Consider the following 13,968-nt stretch of genomic DNA (forward strand, 5'->3'; position numbering starts at 1 on the left):
TTTCACCGAGCACCGTTTTCGCCGCAATCGCCAGAGACGCGGTGCAGCTTTGTGGCGAGGATGGTGTTTCTTCGTGGTCACCCTTTTCTTTCCGGAACCTCGCTCGACGATGCTGGTTATTCACGCCTCACCGAGGAGGACCACAGATGACTGTGACCTATACCGACGATAATCTGCGCAACGAACCTGTCCGTGACGAGGTCTTTGTTCCCCGCTACGCCCGCACGGGTCGGGCTCGCAAGAAGGGCGGCGTTCGCGCCTGGATGATCCTCGCCCCTGTCGGCGCGCTGGCCCTCATCGGCGGCGCGGCGGCCGTGATGATGTCCGGCGAGACAGGCGAAGGGTCGCTGGTCGCGACCGAAGAGCCTGCGCCGATGGCGCAGACCGCTCCGCTGGAAAGCTCGACCGCCCCGAATGCGCTGGCGACCGGTCTGCCGTCGAACGTGACGATCACCGAGGCCGCTCCCGCCCCCGCGCCGATCGTCCGTGAAGCGCCGCCCGCCCCGCCCCCGGCGGTCCAGCGTCGCCAGCCGGTCGAGCGCCGCGCCGCGCCGGTAGAACCGGCTCCGGTCGTTGAACCGGCTCCGGTGGAGCCGACCGGCCCCCAGCCCTATACGGCGACGCTGAACAGCCAGCCCGCGTCGGCCGAGAGCCCAGCCCCGGCCATCACCCCGGCACCGCTGAACTGATCGAGACGCCTTGAGAACGACGAAGCCCCCGGATCGCTCCGGGGGTTTTTTCGCATCCTCAGCGGGCCGCCGGCGCGACCCGCCAGATCACATTGCCAACGTCGTCGGCCACCAGCACCGCGCCTCGCGCATCGGTGATCACCCCAACTGGCCTGCCCAACGCCTCGCCCTCCGCGTTCAGGAAGCCGGTCAGGAAGTCCTGCGGCGGCCCGGCCGGTCGACCGCTCGCAAAGGGCACGAACACGACCTTGTAGCCGCTCTTGGGCTCGCGGTTCCACGAGCCGTGCTGGCCCACGAACGCCCCGCCGCGATAGGCCGCCGGCAACAACGACCCGTCGTAGAAGTGCAGCCCCAGCGAGGCTGTGTGCGCGCCCAGCGCATAGTCCGGCCGCAGGGCGCGGGCGACGGCCTCCGGATTCTCCGGCTTCACCCGCCTATCCACCGTCTGGCCATAGTAGCTCCACGGCCAGCCATAGAAGCCGCCGTCCCGCACCGAGGTCATGTAGTCGGGCACGAGATCGTTGCCGAGCTCGTCGCGCTCGTTCACCGCCGTCCACAGCTGACCCGTCACCGGCTCCCACGCCAGGCCGACGGGATTGCGCAGACCGGAAGCAAACACTCGGGTCGCCCCGGTCGCGATGGTAATTTCCAGGATCGCTGCGCGGTTCAGCTCCTCGTCAATGCCGTGCTCGGCGATGTTGGAGTTGGAACCGACCCCGACATAGAGCTTGGTCCCATCGGCCGAGGCGACAAGCGACTTGGTCCAGTGGTGGTTCCGCCCGGCCGGAAGGTCGGCGATCTTCGTCGGCGCGGCGTCGATCCGCGTCTGACCGGTCTGATAGGGGAAGGCCACGACGGCGTCGGCATTGGCGACGAACAGCCGGTCGCCCACCAGCGCCATGCCGAACGGCGACATGAGGTTCTCGAGGAACGCTGTCTTGGTCTCCGCCACGCCGTCCCCGTCGCCGTCGCGCAGCAGGGTAATGCGGTCGGCGCTCGGCACCGCCGCGCCCGCCCTGCCCATGACGAGCCCCATGACCCATCCGCGAATGCCGCCCTGCTTGTCCTCAGGCTTGGGCGGCGCGTTGGTCTCGGCGACCAGCACGTCACCGTTCGGCAGGCGATACAGCCAACGCGGATGATCCAGCCCCGAAGCGAAAGCCTGGACGACATAGCCCTGCGGCGCGGTCGGCGTCTGGCCCTCGGGCCACCCCACCGCCGGAGCGATGTTCACCAGCGGCAGCGGCCGGCTGTTGGGCTGCACCAGCGTCGGGTTCGGCCCATACGTCGCGCCGTCGGGCGCCAGCGGCCCACCTCCGCAAGCGGCCAGTGTAAGCGCGCCGAGCGAGACGGCGAGGAACTTCAGACGCATCAGGCGGCTCCGTTCAGGGGGCGGTTTCGGGGAACTCGAGGCGGCTCACATCATAGCCCAGCGCGCGGGCCCGCTCGACCAGGGCGGCGAGCTCCGTCGGCGACGGTGAGGTGCGGGTATAGATCCACAGCTTCTCGAAGCGCGGATCGGCCGAGATGAACCAGCTGTAGTCGTCGGCCCGGTCCAGCACCCAGTACTCCCAAGTCACGAACCCGCCGAAATAGGGAGCCCTCAGCTTGGCGTTGAAGCCAGGGTCCAGAATGATCCCGGCCGCGCCCACGGCCCGCTCGCGGCCATCGATCCCGCCCTGACGGCAGGCGTCGCGCAGGTCAACGCGCGTCGGCGAGACGATGACGTAGTCGGTGGTCGCCGCCACACAGCCGTCCGTAAGCCGCATCGGCAACCGCGCCACCTCCAGCCAGCGGCCGGCGTAGAACCGCTGCAGATCGACGGGCTTGGTCGGCTGCGGGGCCCGCACCTGATCGGCGGGGATCGAAGTCGCGCACGCGCCCAGCCCGAGGGCGACGCTCATCGCCAAGGCGGCGGTCAGTCTGGAGAAGGTCACGGCGGCTCCGGTCTTGTGCTGGAAGACCGAAGATACGGCTCAGGTTCCCGATCCGGACGCGGCGAAAGCGCGCGGCACCGTGTTCACCCCGGCGTCAGGTCGCGCGGTGGCCGGATCCGGCGAAACCGCGCTTCCACGAAGGCGAACAGTCCGAACGCGATCAGCCCCAGCGCGGTCGGCCCCAGCACCCAGCTCCCGCCCGGCTGGCGCTCCAGGGCGTCCAGCGCCGCGCCGAACCCCGTCACCTCCTCGGCGCTGGCGCGCCATCCGCCCAGCGACACGAAGACGCCCAGCGGCAGATAGGCGAGGCCACGCGCGATGTAGCCCGCCCGCGCGATGGGCGAGACCTTGCGGCACAGGTCGGGCGAGCAGGCCAGCGCCTCGCCGAAGTCCGCCTTCCAGCCCTTGATGACGTTGCCGACCCCGACGCCCAGGATGACCAGACCGACCCCGATCAGCAGCCAGTCGCCGTACGGCAGGGCCAGAACCTCGGCCGCCTTCTGCTGGTTCTCGGCGACGTCGTCGGCGCCCGTCGACCGCTCGTACTCGTCCAGGAACTCGAACACCGTCGAGGCCAGCAGGCCGTAGAAGACCGCGCTCGCCGCCTGCCCCGCCCGCAGCACCAGCGCCTTCTTCGACGTGCCTTCCCGGTCCGCGTCGAACACCGATTGCAGCACGCGCCATGATACGAAGGCCCAGAGCCCAAGGCCCAGCAGGATCAGCCAGACCCGTCCGAACGGCTGGTCCGCGATCATGGCGACCGCGCCGCTGGAGCCCACCGCGTCACCCGTCATGTCGAGCGCCGCCATCAGGCAGATCACCCCGATCGAGACATAGACGAAGCCCCGGGCCCCGTACCCGATCCGCGCCGCCCACTCGAGCAGCACCTGGAGCGGCGGCACGCGCCTCAGGATGGCGAACCGCCCACGCCCCGCCTCGCCCAGCGCCGCCAGGCGGGCGCGCACATCCTGAATGGGGGCGAAGACGTCGGCCATCGAGGCTCCTTTGGAAAGCGACGCCGTGAAACGCGGCGTGACCGCAAATGGCTCCGCCCGCCCCTTGAGCCGCATCCGATGCACGCCATATTCCGGCCACGGCACTGCGGCCGGGTTCAGGGGCTCGCCATGCCGCCGGTCATCGACATCCAGGGCGTCACCAAGACCTACAAGGGCGGCCATCAGGCGCTGAAGACGGTCGATCTCCAGATCGGCAAGGGCGAGATCTTCGCCCTGCTTGGCCCCAACGGCGCGGGCAAGACCACGCTGATCTCCATCATCTGCGGCATCGTCACGCCCTCGACGGGCACGGTCATCGCCGACGGCCACGACATACTAAAGGACTACCGTCAGGCCCGCATGAAGATAGGCCTGGTGCCCCAGGAACTGACCACCGACGCCTTCGAGACGGTCATGGCGACCGTCACCTTCAGCCGGGGCCTGTTCGGCCGCCCGCCCAACCCCGGCTTCGTCGAGAAGGTCCTGAAGGACCTTTCCCTGTGGGAGAAGCGCAATGACAAGATCATGACCCTGTCGGGCGGAATGAAGCGCCGCGTCATGATCGCCAAGGCACTCAGCCACGAGCCCGACATCCTGTTCCTCGACGAACCCACCGCCGGCGTCGATGTCGAGCTGCGCCGCGACATGTGGGAGCTGGTCCGCCAGCTTCGGGAGCGCGGCGTCACCATCATCCTGACCACTCACTACATCGAGGAGGCCGAGGAGATGGCTGACCGCGTCGGCGTCATCCTCAAGGGCGAGCTGATCCTGGTCGAGGAGAAGACCGCCCTGATGACGAAGCTCGGCAAGAAGACCCTCACGCTGAACCTGCAGGACCCGCTGACGGCCCTGCCGCCCGAGCTGTCGGACTGGGACCTGACGCTGAAGGCTGACGGCCACGAGCTGGAGTACGTCTTCGATTCCAACGCCGAGCGCACCGGCGTGCCGTCCCTGCTGCGCCGCCTGTCCGATCTCGGCATCGCCTTCAAGGACCTCAACACCCGCCAGAGCTCGCTGGAGGATATCTTCGTCAGCCTGGTCCACCGCGACACGCCCCCCGCCAGCGCCGGAGCCGTCCAATGACCTTCAACGGCTGGGGCGTCTGGGCCCTCTACCGCTTCGAAATGGCCCGCTTCGGCCGCACCGTCTTCGGCAGCCTGGTGACGCCGGTCATCACGACAGCGCTCTATTTCGTCGTGTTCGGCTCGGCCATCGGCGGCCGCATGGAAGAGGTCGGCGGCGTGCCCTACGGCGCTTTCATCGTGCCGGGCCTGGTCATGCTGTCGGTCTTCACCCAGTCGATCTTCAACGGCAGCTTCGGCATCTACTTTCCCAAGTTCACGGGCACGATCTACGAGATCCTGTCTGCGCCCCTTTCGCCGCTGGAGACGGTCACCGCCTACGTCGGCGCCGCCGCGACCAAGTCCCTCATCGTCGGCCTGATGACTCTGGCCACCGCCACTCTGTTCGTGCCGCTCCAGGTCCAGCACCCGCTCGCCATGATCGGCTTTCTGGTGCTGATCTCGGTGACCTTCAGCCTGTTCGGCTTCATCATCGGCCTGGTGTCCAACAGCTTCGAGCAGCTGCAGTTCATCCCCATGCTGGTGGTCACGCCCCTGACCTTCCTGGGCGGCGCCTTCTATTCGATCGACATGCTGCCGCCCGCCTGGCGCACGGTCACCCTTTTCAACCCGGTGGTCTATCTGATCGACGGCTTCCGCTGGGCCTTCTATGGGCTCTCGGACGTGGGCGTGGGCGTCAGCGCGGGCGCCATGATCGCCTTCTTTCTGATCTGCCTGTCCATCGTCGGCTGGATGTTCAAGACCGGCTACCGCCTCAAGAACTGAACGGAGCGACCCTCATGCCCAAGGCCCTCTGGAACGGCGCCGTCATCGCCGACAGCGACGACACGGTGGTGGTGGAAGGCAACCACTACTTCCCGCGCGACGCCGTCGATCCGGCCGTGTTGCGCCCCTCGTCCACGACCACGGTCTGCCCTTGGAAGGGCACGGCGTCCTACCACTCCATCGTCGTCGACGGGAAAGAGAACAAGGACGCCGCCTGGTTCTATCCGGAGCCCAAGTCGGCCGCCGCCGAGATCGCGGACCGGATCGCCTTCTGGAAGGGCGTCGAGGTCCGCTAGCCCTTCGCCATTGGACCGCCACGTCTCTCCAGTTTAAGACGTCGCCATGTCCGACACGCCGCCGAACGATCCCAAGACGCCGTCGCCCGGCCCGTCTCAGGGGGCCTCGCCCGAGCCCTTCGTGCGCGGCCGCATCGTCTGGGGTCGCCCGCCCGAGACCGTGTTCCGCGCCGGCCCCCTGCCCCGCCCGCCGCAGAGCTGGACCCAGCCCATGCGGCCACAGCCGCCGCGCCCGGCCGCCCCGCCGCGTCCCACCGGCGACATCTTCAGCGGCTCCATGATCCCGCGCGCCGCCCCGGAAGCCGCGTTCGACATCCCGCCGGTCGTCGAGCCCGAACCCGTCGAGACCCCGCCCGAACCCGCCGCCAAGCCTCGGCAAACCCGCAAGGCGGCTGAGGCGAAGGGTGCCCCGTTGGCCGAGCCCGCTGCCGAGACACCGCCCGTCAGCCCGCCCGCCCAACCGGAACCGCCCGTGGTGGAGGACTACGCCGAGCCCAAACCCGAGCCGGAAGCCCCCGCCGAACCGATCCTCGAGACCATCGTCGAGCCGGAACCCGTCCGCCCGGCCGCCCGACCCGCGCCCGCCGTCGAGATCATCGTCGAGCCCGAGGCCCCCGAGCAGATCGACACCATGCCCCCGCCGCTCTCGACGACCCAGAACCAGACCGCCGATCCGCGCGCCATCCCCTCGGTTGTCGTCACCCCGACCCTCTACGCCCAGGTCGGTGCCGTCATCGAGAAGGTGAAGACCAACGACACCTGGCGCATCGCCGCCGTGGTCGGGGCCGTGGTGGTCGTCGCCGGTTTCGTCTGGGTCGCGACCTTGCCCGCGGGCGACGCCCCTGCGCTCGACATGGACGCCCCGCCTCCTGCCGCACCGGGCGCCGAGGTAACTCCGACGATCGAGGCTGCCCCCGCTCTGGTGGCCGAACCCGTCCCGACGGTCACGGCGGAGGCGCCCGAGCCTGCCGTCGTCGAACGAGCGACCCCGGTTGTCGCGGCCACCCGGCCCGCGCGCCCGGCCCCTGCGACCAGCGCGACGACCTCGCAGCCCGCGCCCCGCGTCGTCACGCCCCCGGTCGCCGAGCCCGTCACACCGCCCGTGATCGACACCGCCCCCCTCGCGGTCGAACCGCCCACGGCCGCGACCCCCGCGCCGACCGACCCCGACGCCCCGATCGCGACCCGGCCTCAGCCGCTCAAATGAGCGGGGCCAGGTCGAACGCCAGCAGCAGGGTCTTCTGCACAGGATTGTCGTTGTCGTCGCTGAGCAGATACAGCCGCGTCCCAGACGCGCTCGCCACGGCGGCGACGCCTTCGAAGTTGTCCACGGACGCGGGCGGGCGCAGTTCGATCAGCGGCTCGGACAGCACGCCCTCGGCCGACAACCGACGCACCCGCGCCCGCATGTCCAGCGGGGGGCTGTAGAATCGTTCGACCACGAACCAGCCCTTGCCCGACGGGTCGGCGTCCGCACCGGTAAAGCGATAGCCGTCGGCGGGGGCGAGGTCGCCGAACGGTGCGCAGGTTGGGGCGCAGAGCCAACCTCCGCCCTCCTCGCCCAGAACCAGCCACCCGCCTTCGGCGGGCGCCAAGCCCTCGAAACCGGCATTCTCGGGCAGGTCGACATCAGGCGCGGCGACGATCGTCGGGCGCTCCTCGCCGCCGGCTCCATAGGACCAGATGCGATGGTCCCGCTCGAAAGCGACCAGGACGCGCCCGTCCGGCAGAATGGCCAGCCCCTCCGCGTCTGCACCCGCCTTGTCTTCGAGAACGGTCCCGTCGAGGCCGGTCAGCGACCGGGCCGCTGCCGCTTCGGCCCCAACCAGTCGACCCGCGTCGTCGTGCACCAGTGTAAAGCGGATCATGTTGCCGAAATCCGACACGACCCAGGCGCGATCTGCGACGACCTTCAGATCCGACAGGCCATGCAGCGCCTCGCCCCTCAGCGTCAGCCCGCCCGCATAGCGCACGCCGGGTGCCAGCTCTGCGCCGCCGAGGCCCAGCGGCGTGCGGTTCGCCTCGATCCGCACAGGTCGGTCGCCGCCCGTCGTCGGCGCCGTCGTCGTCGCCACCCCCGCGCAGGCCGCCGCGCCGAGCAGCGCCGCGACCCCCAGAGCCCGCAGCGCCACCCGCCTCACGCCGCCCGCTTCAGGCCGCGCCGTGCGCCGCCGCGTCCACCGCTCTCCTTCGGGGCCGTCTCGAACAGCTCGGCCAGCTTCTCGATCATGACGCCCGCCAGCTGTTCCACGTCGACGATCGTCACCGCCCGGCGATACCAGCGCGTGACGTCGTGGCCGATGCCGATGGCGATCAGTTCGACGGGCGACTGCGTCTCGATCCGCTCGATCACCTGCCGCAGATGCTTGTCCAGATACAGCGCCGCATTGGCCGACTGGGTCGAGTCGTCGACCGGCGAGCCGTCGGAAATCACCATCAGGATGCGCCGCTGCTCGGGCCGCGCGATCAGCCGCTCGTGCGCCCAGGTCAAGGCCTCGCCGTCGATGTTTTCCTTCAGCAGGCCCTCGCGCATCATCAGGCCGAGGTTCTTCTTGGCCCGCCGCCACGGCGCGTCCGCGGCCTTGTAGATGATGTGGCGCAGGTCGTTCAGACGGCCCGGCATGGCCGGCTTGCCCGCCGTGATCCAGGCCTCGCGGCTCTGCCCGCCCTTCCACGCCCGGGTGGTGAAGCCCAGAATCTCGACCTTGACCCCGCACCGCTCCAGCGTCCGCGCCAGGATGTCGGCGCACACCGCCGCCACCATGATCGGCCGCCCGCGCATGGAGCCAGAGTTGTCGAGCAACAGGGTCACCACCGTGTCCCGGAAGGGGCTCTCGCTCTCGGCCTTGAAGCTGAGCGGGCTGGTCGGATCGATGATGATCCGGGTCAGGCGCGCGGTGTCCAGCACGCCCTCTTCCAGGTCGAAGGCCCAGGACCGGTTCTGCTGCGCCATCAGCCGCCGCTGAAGCTTGTTGGCCAGCCGCGCCACCACCGAGGACAGCACCGTCAGTTGCTGGTCCAGCAGGCTCCGCAGCCGCTCCAGCTCCATCGGATCACACAGATCAGCGGCGTCGATCACCTCGTCATAGGCCGTCGTGAACACCCGATAGGCGTCGATGGCCCGCCCGTCGTCGGCGTTCTCCTGACGGTTCGGCAGGGCGCCCTCGGCCACGTCAGGACCGTCATCGGCCTGGTCGCCGTCGCGCTCGGCCGGTTGGCCGGACTGCTGGGCCTCGCGGTCCTGTTCGGAGGTCTGGTCCTCGGAGCGGCCGTCCATCGACTGGCCACCCTCGCCCCCGCCGTCGTCCTCCTCGTCCTGTTGATCGTCCTCGGACGGGTCGGGGGCCTGGGGCTCGGGCTCCTCCTCGCCGGCGTCATCGGACGCATCGTCGCCACGCCCGTCGCCGGGATCCAGATCCAGCGCCCGCAGCACGTCCTTCATCGCCGCCCCGAACGCCGCCTGGTCGCCCGCCGTCGCCGCCAGCGCGTCCAGTTCTGCGCCCGCCTTGCCCTCCAGCGCCTCGCGCACGAGGTCCAGCATCGCGCCCGCCCCGTCCGGACTGCGCCGCCCCGTCACCCGCTCGCGCAGCAGAAGGGCCACGGCCTCCGGCACCGGCACCCGCTCGGCGTCCGTGACCCGCAGCGCCCCCAGCTTCTCCAGCCGGGTCAGCAGCGCCGCGTCCATATTGGCGCGCACGCCGGCCAGGGACTGCGACCCATGCGCCTCCACCCGTGCCTGCTCGACCGCGTCGAACACCTCGGCGGCCCGACTGTCGGATGGACGGCCCCGCGCATGAACGCCGGCGTCGTGGTTCGCCAGCCTCAACGCCAACCGGTCCGCCTGCCCCCTCAGCGTCGCACTCTCGGCCTCGGACGCCGTCCGGGGCGGATGCGGCAAGGTCAGCACGCCCTCCACGAGCCGAGGCCCCTCGGACCCGAACACCACCTCCAGCTCCGGCTGCTCGGCCAGAGCCCGCGCGGCATGGGCGAGCGCGCGCTTGAAGACGTCCTGCGGGCTGTCGGCGGGAGGCATGGCCAGACACCTAGTCGGTCGGAAGCGACGGGGCCAGAGCGTCGAGGCCGCATCGACATGGCGAATGCGGCGCTGACCATGTTTCTTCACCGCGCGTCAGGGAACGGGGCTCATCCTTCCTTGTCACGCCTCGGAGTTGCGTCATGAGGGAACTGCCCGTCCGTCTGCCGCCCAGCCTTCAGATCCGGCCTCGCCACCAGCTTTGGCGCGACGCCTTCTTCTTCTGCGCCTCGTTCACCGCGACCTTCTATGCGTCCGTACTCATGCTGGAGCACGCCGCAGCCGTGATCGCCTGACGCCTCAGCCGACGTGGGCGTCGTAGAGCGCCAGAACGGCCTCGAACACCCGATCCACGGTCAGGGCCTCGATCGGGGCGAACTCGCCACGCACCGGATTGGACGCCGCGATCGCCGTCCTCGGCCCGCGCGGTCCATAGAGCCACCACTCCGTCGGCCCGAACAGCCCCAGCGTCGGCTTCCCCAGCGCCGCCGACACATGCATCAGGCCGGAGTCGTTGCCCACGAACAGGGTCGCCCGGTCGATCGCCGCCGCCGAGGCCAGGATGTCGCCCTTGCCGACGAAGTCGATGCCCCGGTTCCCCGCCGTCTCCAGCGCTGGACCCGCCGGTGCGTGGTCGCCCGGTCCGCCTACGGCCATGAAGCGCCAGCCGGCGAAGCGGGGCTCCTCCATGAGCCGCCCCACCAGTTCGCCCCAGCGATCGGCCGGCCAGCTTTTACCCGGCTGATGCGCAATGGGTGCGACCGCCAGGATTGGCCCGGGACCCGGCCGCCCGGCCAGACGCGGATCGATCACGGCGGCGGCGTCCGCGCGCGCCGTCTCGTCCAGGAAAATCTCGGGCTCCAGCGGCTCGGCGGCCCCCACCAGCCGGGTGACCATCTCGACCTTGGGCAGGCCGGTCTCCCACCTGCGCGAATAGACGATCCGCCGGTCCGCCCGCAGCAGCCACGCCAGCGCCGAGCCCCGGATGTCGATCACCATCGCCCAGTGCGTGCCGACCACCTGCTTCCACAGGTCGACCCAGTGTCCGGCCGCCTTCTTCTTGTCGAGCACGATGACCCGCTCCACCCCCGGCCCCGAGCGAAAGAATGGCGCGGGGGGCCGCCCGCATGCCACGGTGATCTCCGCCCCCGGCGCCTGGCGCGCGATTTCGCGGATCACGCCCGAGGAGATGACGCAGTCGCCGATGCGGTTGGAGGTGACGAACAGGACCTTGGTGCTCATGCGGCGCTCATAGCGGCTCTCCATCCTTTCGTCATTCCGGGCGCAGCGCAGCGGAGACCCGGAACAAGGCGGCGCGCGAAAGCGCGAACCTGTCGCGGATGCAACTCGCTGAAGCATTTCGCCTTCGCTACGCTTCGGCGCCGCCCTGTTCCGGGTCTCCGGCGCTTGCGCGCCTCCGCCCGGAATGACGAAAGTGGGGCATGACCGACTTCGACACCCTCCCCCGCCCCGACGGCGAGACCCTGGCCTTCAAACGAGTCGACGGCACCGGCCCCAGCGTCCTCTGGATCGGCGGCTTCCGCTCCGACATGGAGGGAACCAAGGCACTGGCGCTTGACGCGGCCGCCCGAGAGCGCGGCTGGTCCTTTGTCCGCTACGACCACTTCGCCCACGGCCAGTCGTCGGGCGACTGGCGTCAGGCCACGATCGGCCGCTGGCGCGAGGACGCCATCGCCCTGATCGACCACCTGGATGGCCCCGTCATACCCGTAGGCTCCTCGATGGGGGGCTGGGTCGCCTTGCTCGCCGCGCTCGCCCGGCCAGACCGCATGGCGGGCCTCGTCCTCATCAACCCGGCTCAGGACTTCACCGATCACCTCATGTGGCCCTCGCTTCCCGACCACACCCGCCAGGCCATCCTGCGCGACGGCGAGGCGACGATCGTCGAGCAGGGTCTGGGCGAGTACGTCCTGACCCGACGCATGTTCGAGGAAGCGCGAGACTGGTTGCTGCTGGATGGCCCGATCCAGATCTCGGCGCCCATCCACGTCCTTCAGGGCCGAGCCGACGACACCGTCCCCTGGACGCACGCCATCGCCCTGACCGAGCGCCTGACCGGCGGCGACGTACGACTGGACCTGATCGAGAGCGGCGATCATCGCCTGTCGGCGCCGCGCGATCTGGCGCGGCTGGTCGAGGCGGTGGAAGCGATCCGAAGAGGCTGAGCGTCGTTCTCGAAATCGTGCGGCGTGGGCTGTTGGAGTTTCATCACAACGAACACAACGGGTTCACAAAGGACACGGCGAGACCGAACAGGCGGTCAGGTCGCCGACCAGTCACCGGAAAGGTCGAGAGACGAAAGGGCGGCTCCGCCGCCGGTCGATCTATCGACGCGAAGCGTCCCAACACACAAAAACACGGACCTCGACGTGACGGATCGACGCCCTCGACCGCGCACTCGGTCCCGCCGTGTCCTTCGTGAACCCGTTGAGCTCGTTGTGATGAAACCGCCGCCGGTTCCGCAACCCGACAAGCGGGCGCGAGGCTCGATTACGACCGCGTCGCGGCCGGAGCCGCCGGTCGCAGGCCGGGGGCCGAGGCGCGCATCACGACCGGGCGGCGCTGGCCGCCGGCGGCGATGATGCGGTCGATCCGGGCCTTCTCGGCGCGGAAGCCGGCCAGATCGGCCCCGGTCAGCTCGGTGCCGACATCGACGCGGATGCTGGTCGGATTGATCCGCTGGCCGTTGCGCCAGATCTCGTAGTGCAGGTGCGGACCGGTCGATGCGCCGGTCGAACCCACATAGGCCACGACCTGACCCTGGGTCACGCGCTGCCCGGCGCGGATGCCCGAGCCGTAACGCGACAGGTGGCCGTAGCCGCTTTCCAGTCCGTTGGCGTGGCGGATGCGCAGCCAGTTACCGTAACCGCCCCAGCGACGCGCCTCGACCACCACGCCATCGGCGGGCGCCACGATCGGCGTGCCGGTCCCGGCGGCGAAGTCGATACCCTGGTGCATGCGGCGGAACCCCGAGATCGGGTGGGTCCGCACGCCGAACGACGACGAGACACGGAAACCGCGCAACAGCGGAGTGCGCATCATGGACGAGCGGATGTTCTTGCCCGAGGCGTCGAAGTACTGGGCCTCGCGCGCGCCGGCGGGCGTATAGCGATAGAACGCCACGCCCTTCAGCTCGGCATAGATCAGGTCGCCGGTGTCGACCGTACGGCCGTTCTCGGTGACCATGCGGTCGTACACCAGGGTGAACTCGTCGGACGCCCGGATGTCGCGTTCCAGGTCGAAGCGGTGACCGAAGATGCGGGTGGCAGCGCGGCGGATGGCGGCGTCTGCGCCCATGCGCTGGGCCGTGGCCGACAGCGAGCCGCGGACTTCCGACGTCAGGACAACAGTCTCTTCGGTGACCCGCTCTTCCAGCTCGCGCAGACGAAGGGCGCCGTCGAAGCTGCGCGACACCGTCAGCTGGCTGGCCGGGCCGGTGCGCATGGTGAGGCCGATCAGGCGGGCGTCGCCCCGGCCGCCGCGCGGGCGGGCGATGGCGGTCTCGAAGCGCAGGCCGGCCTGCATCTGGGAGACGTCATAGGCGTTGGAAACGGTGGCGGCGACGGCCTGGGCCTCGGCGTCGCTGATGCCCGTGCGCTGGACGGCCTCTTCGAAGGTCTCGCCACGGCGGATCTGTACAGGAATGGCTTCGGGGGCGGTGAGGCCGGCGGGCGCGCCGGCGGCGGCGAAGGCCTGAGCCTCGAGGGCGGCGATCTGCTGTATGGTCAGTTCCGGAACCGGCTCGGCCTGAGCGGGTTGATAAACCCGGCCCGCAAGCGTGGCCACGGTCAGGGCAGCAGCGGCGGTCAGGAGATGCGGCGCAAAACGCATCGGCTGACGGCGCGGATCGAACTGAGCCATCGGTCCCCGGCGAACAACGACGCCAGACGGCGCCAAACCCACTCAAAGCAAGGATCGCGCCCAAGTCCCCCCGGGCCGCGAGGCAAGCCCTATAGCCCGCCGACGCCATCTTGGGAAGCAGGGTCGTTACAAATGATTAACCGCTGTGAGGCGCTCGGGTAGAGCGGAGGCGTTTTGGGTATTCCGACAGCATTCGCGACAGTCTATCGCCAAGCTATGCGCGCCGATGCTGCCCTCGCTGAATCACGCCGAACCGGGGCGAAACGTCGCTGCACTCAAAGTGGCCTCG

14 protein-coding genes are annotated in these 13,968 nt (G+C 69.7%); 7 read left to right on the top strand and 7 right to left on the bottom strand.

Features of this window, described 5'->3' with window-relative positions; translation table 11 throughout:
* Window positions 1–146 precede the first annotated feature (146 nt).
* Complete coding sequence (locus Q333_RS16915; protein WP_029416044.1) at window positions 147–689, top strand: flagellar biosynthesis protein FlhF; 543 nt, start codon at window positions 147–149, stop codon at window positions 687–689.
* Between the two features lie 58 nt (window positions 690–747).
* On the opposite strand, the gene Q333_RS0107040 is transcribed toward Q333_RS16915, so the two are convergent.
* The 3 genes from Q333_RS0107040 to Q333_RS0107050 all read right to left on the bottom strand — a co-directional run bounded on the left by Q333_RS0107040 (window position 748) and on the right by Q333_RS0107050 (window position 3,621).
* Complete coding sequence (locus tag Q333_RS0107040; RefSeq protein ID WP_029416045.1) at window positions 748–2,061, bottom strand: PQQ-dependent sugar dehydrogenase; 1,314 nt, start codon at window positions 2,059–2,061, stop codon at window positions 748–750.
* 13 nt (window positions 2,062–2,074) lie between these two features.
* On the bottom strand, window positions 2,075–2,626 hold the full coding sequence (locus Q333_RS0107045) for a lipocalin family protein (protein WP_245591496.1): 552 nt from the start codon (window positions 2,624–2,626) through the stop codon (window positions 2,075–2,077).
* Between the two features lie 83 nt (window positions 2,627–2,709).
* On the bottom strand, window positions 2,710–3,621 hold the full coding sequence (locus Q333_RS0107050; protein ID WP_084175821.1) for a DUF1206 domain-containing protein: 912 nt from the start codon (window positions 3,619–3,621) through the stop codon (window positions 2,710–2,712).
* Between the two features lie 129 nt (window positions 3,622–3,750).
* Between Q333_RS0107050 and Q333_RS0107055 the strand changes: the two genes are divergently transcribed.
* The 4 genes from Q333_RS0107055 to Q333_RS0107070 are packed head-to-tail and all read left to right on the top strand — an operon-like array spanning window position 3,751 to window position 6,971.
* On the top strand, window positions 3,751–4,704 hold the full coding sequence (locus Q333_RS0107055; protein ID WP_029416048.1) for an ABC transporter ATP-binding protein: 954 nt from the start codon (window positions 3,751–3,753) through the stop codon (window positions 4,702–4,704).
* Window positions 4,701–5,468 carry an ABC transporter permease gene (locus Q333_RS0107060; protein ID WP_029416049.1) on the top strand — a complete coding sequence of 256 codons (768 nt, stop codon included), beginning with the start codon at window positions 4,701–4,703 and terminating at the stop codon, window positions 5,466–5,468. The genes Q333_RS0107055 and Q333_RS0107060 overlap by 4 nt, the downstream gene beginning before the upstream one ends.
* Before the next feature lie 14 nt (window positions 5,469–5,482).
* Window positions 5,483–5,764: a DUF427 domain-containing protein gene (locus Q333_RS0107065; RefSeq protein WP_029416050.1), complete on the top strand. Its 282-nt coding sequence runs from the start codon at window positions 5,483–5,485 to the stop codon at window positions 5,762–5,764.
* 46 nt (window positions 5,765–5,810) lie between these two features.
* Window positions 5,811–6,971, top strand: coding sequence for a hypothetical protein (locus Q333_RS0107070; RefSeq protein WP_029416051.1), 1,161 nt, complete (start codon window positions 5,811–5,813; stop codon window positions 6,969–6,971).
* Here Q333_RS0107070 and Q333_RS0107075 read toward each other — a convergent pair.
* Window positions 6,964–7,905 carry an esterase-like activity of phytase family protein gene (locus Q333_RS0107075; RefSeq protein WP_157072390.1) on the bottom strand — a complete coding sequence of 314 codons (942 nt, stop codon included), beginning with the start codon at window positions 7,903–7,905 and terminating at the stop codon, window positions 6,964–6,966. The two genes, Q333_RS0107070 and Q333_RS0107075, sit on opposite strands and share 8 nt — an antisense overlap.
* Window positions 7,902–9,797, bottom strand: coding sequence for a cobaltochelatase subunit CobT (gene cobT / locus Q333_RS0107080; RefSeq protein ID WP_029416053.1), 1,896 nt, complete (start codon window positions 9,795–9,797; stop codon window positions 7,902–7,904). Before cobT ends, Q333_RS0107075 begins: the two co-directional genes overlap by 4 nt.
* A 143-nt stretch (window positions 9,798–9,940) precedes the next feature.
* Here cobT and Q333_RS17595 point away from each other — a divergent pair, with 143 nt between their 5' ends.
* The gene (locus Q333_RS17595) at window positions 9,941–10,093 is read left to right on the top strand and encodes a hypothetical protein (protein ID WP_157072391.1); all 153 of its coding nucleotides are present in this window, start codon (window positions 9,941–9,943) and stop codon (window positions 10,091–10,093) included.
* 4 nt (window positions 10,094–10,097) lie between these two features.
* Here Q333_RS17595 and Q333_RS0107090 read toward each other — a convergent pair whose 3' ends face one another.
* Window positions 10,098–11,039 (bottom strand): glycosyltransferase family 9 protein, encoded by a 942-nt coding sequence (locus tag Q333_RS0107090; protein WP_029416054.1) that lies wholly within the window; start codon window positions 11,037–11,039, stop codon window positions 10,098–10,100.
* Between the two features lie 200 nt (window positions 11,040–11,239).
* Between Q333_RS0107090 and Q333_RS0107095 the strand changes: the two genes are divergently transcribed.
* Window positions 11,240–11,983: an alpha/beta fold hydrolase gene (locus tag Q333_RS0107095; RefSeq protein ID WP_029416055.1), complete on the top strand. Its 744-nt coding sequence runs from the start codon at window positions 11,240–11,242 to the stop codon at window positions 11,981–11,983.
* 325 nt (window positions 11,984–12,308) lie between these two features.
* On the opposite strand, the gene Q333_RS0107100 is transcribed toward Q333_RS0107095, so the two are convergent.
* Window positions 12,309–13,649 carry a M23 family metallopeptidase gene (locus Q333_RS0107100; protein ID WP_245591497.1) on the bottom strand — a complete coding sequence of 447 codons (1,341 nt, stop codon included), beginning with the start codon at window positions 13,647–13,649 and terminating at the stop codon, window positions 12,309–12,311.
* Between the last annotated feature and the right edge of the window lie 319 nt (window positions 13,650–13,968).

This window comes from Brevundimonas bacteroides DSM 4726 (assembly GCF_000701445.1).
GTDB classification, from domain to species: Bacteria; Pseudomonadota; Alphaproteobacteria; order Caulobacterales; family Caulobacteraceae; genus Brevundimonas; species Brevundimonas bacteroides.

Bases quoted from the DNA above. Each gene is read 5' to 3' on its own strand.
- cobT (WP_029416053.1), bottom strand. From the start codon at position 9,797: ATGCCTCCCGCCGACAGCCCGCAGGACGTCTTCAAGCGCGCGCTCGCC.
- Q333_RS0107050 (WP_084175821.1), bottom strand. From the start codon at position 3,621: ATGGCCGACGTCTTCGCCCCCATTCAGGATGTGCGCGCCCGCCTGGCG.
- Q333_RS0107070 (WP_029416051.1), top strand. From the start codon at position 5,811: ATGTCCGACACGCCGCCGAACGATCCCAAGACGCCGTCGCCCGGCCCG.
- Q333_RS0107040 (WP_029416045.1), bottom strand. From the start codon at position 2,061: ATGCGTCTGAAGTTCCTCGCCGTCTCGCTCGGCGCGCTTACACTGGCC.
- Q333_RS0107060 (WP_029416049.1), top strand. From the start codon at position 4,701: ATGACCTTCAACGGCTGGGGCGTCTGGGCCCTCTACCGCTTCGAAATG.
- Q333_RS0107055 (WP_029416048.1), top strand. From the start codon at position 3,751: ATGCCGCCGGTCATCGACATCCAGGGCGTCACCAAGACCTACAAGGGC.
- Q333_RS17595 (WP_157072391.1), top strand. From the start codon at position 9,941: ATGAGGGAACTGCCCGTCCGTCTGCCGCCCAGCCTTCAGATCCGGCCT.
- Q333_RS0107065 (WP_029416050.1), top strand. From the start codon at position 5,483: ATGCCCAAGGCCCTCTGGAACGGCGCCGTCATCGCCGACAGCGACGAC.
- Q333_RS0107100 (WP_245591497.1), bottom strand. From the start codon at position 13,649: ATGCGTTTTGCGCCGCATCTCCTGACCGCCGCTGCTGCCCTGACCGTG.
- Q333_RS0107090 (WP_029416054.1), bottom strand. From the start codon at position 11,039: ATGAGCACCAAGGTCCTGTTCGTCACCTCCAACCGCATCGGCGACTGC.
- Q333_RS0107095 (WP_029416055.1), top strand. From the start codon at position 11,240: ATGACCGACTTCGACACCCTCCCCCGCCCCGACGGCGAGACCCTGGCC.
- Q333_RS16915 (WP_029416044.1), top strand. From the start codon at position 147: ATGACTGTGACCTATACCGACGATAATCTGCGCAACGAACCTGTCCGT.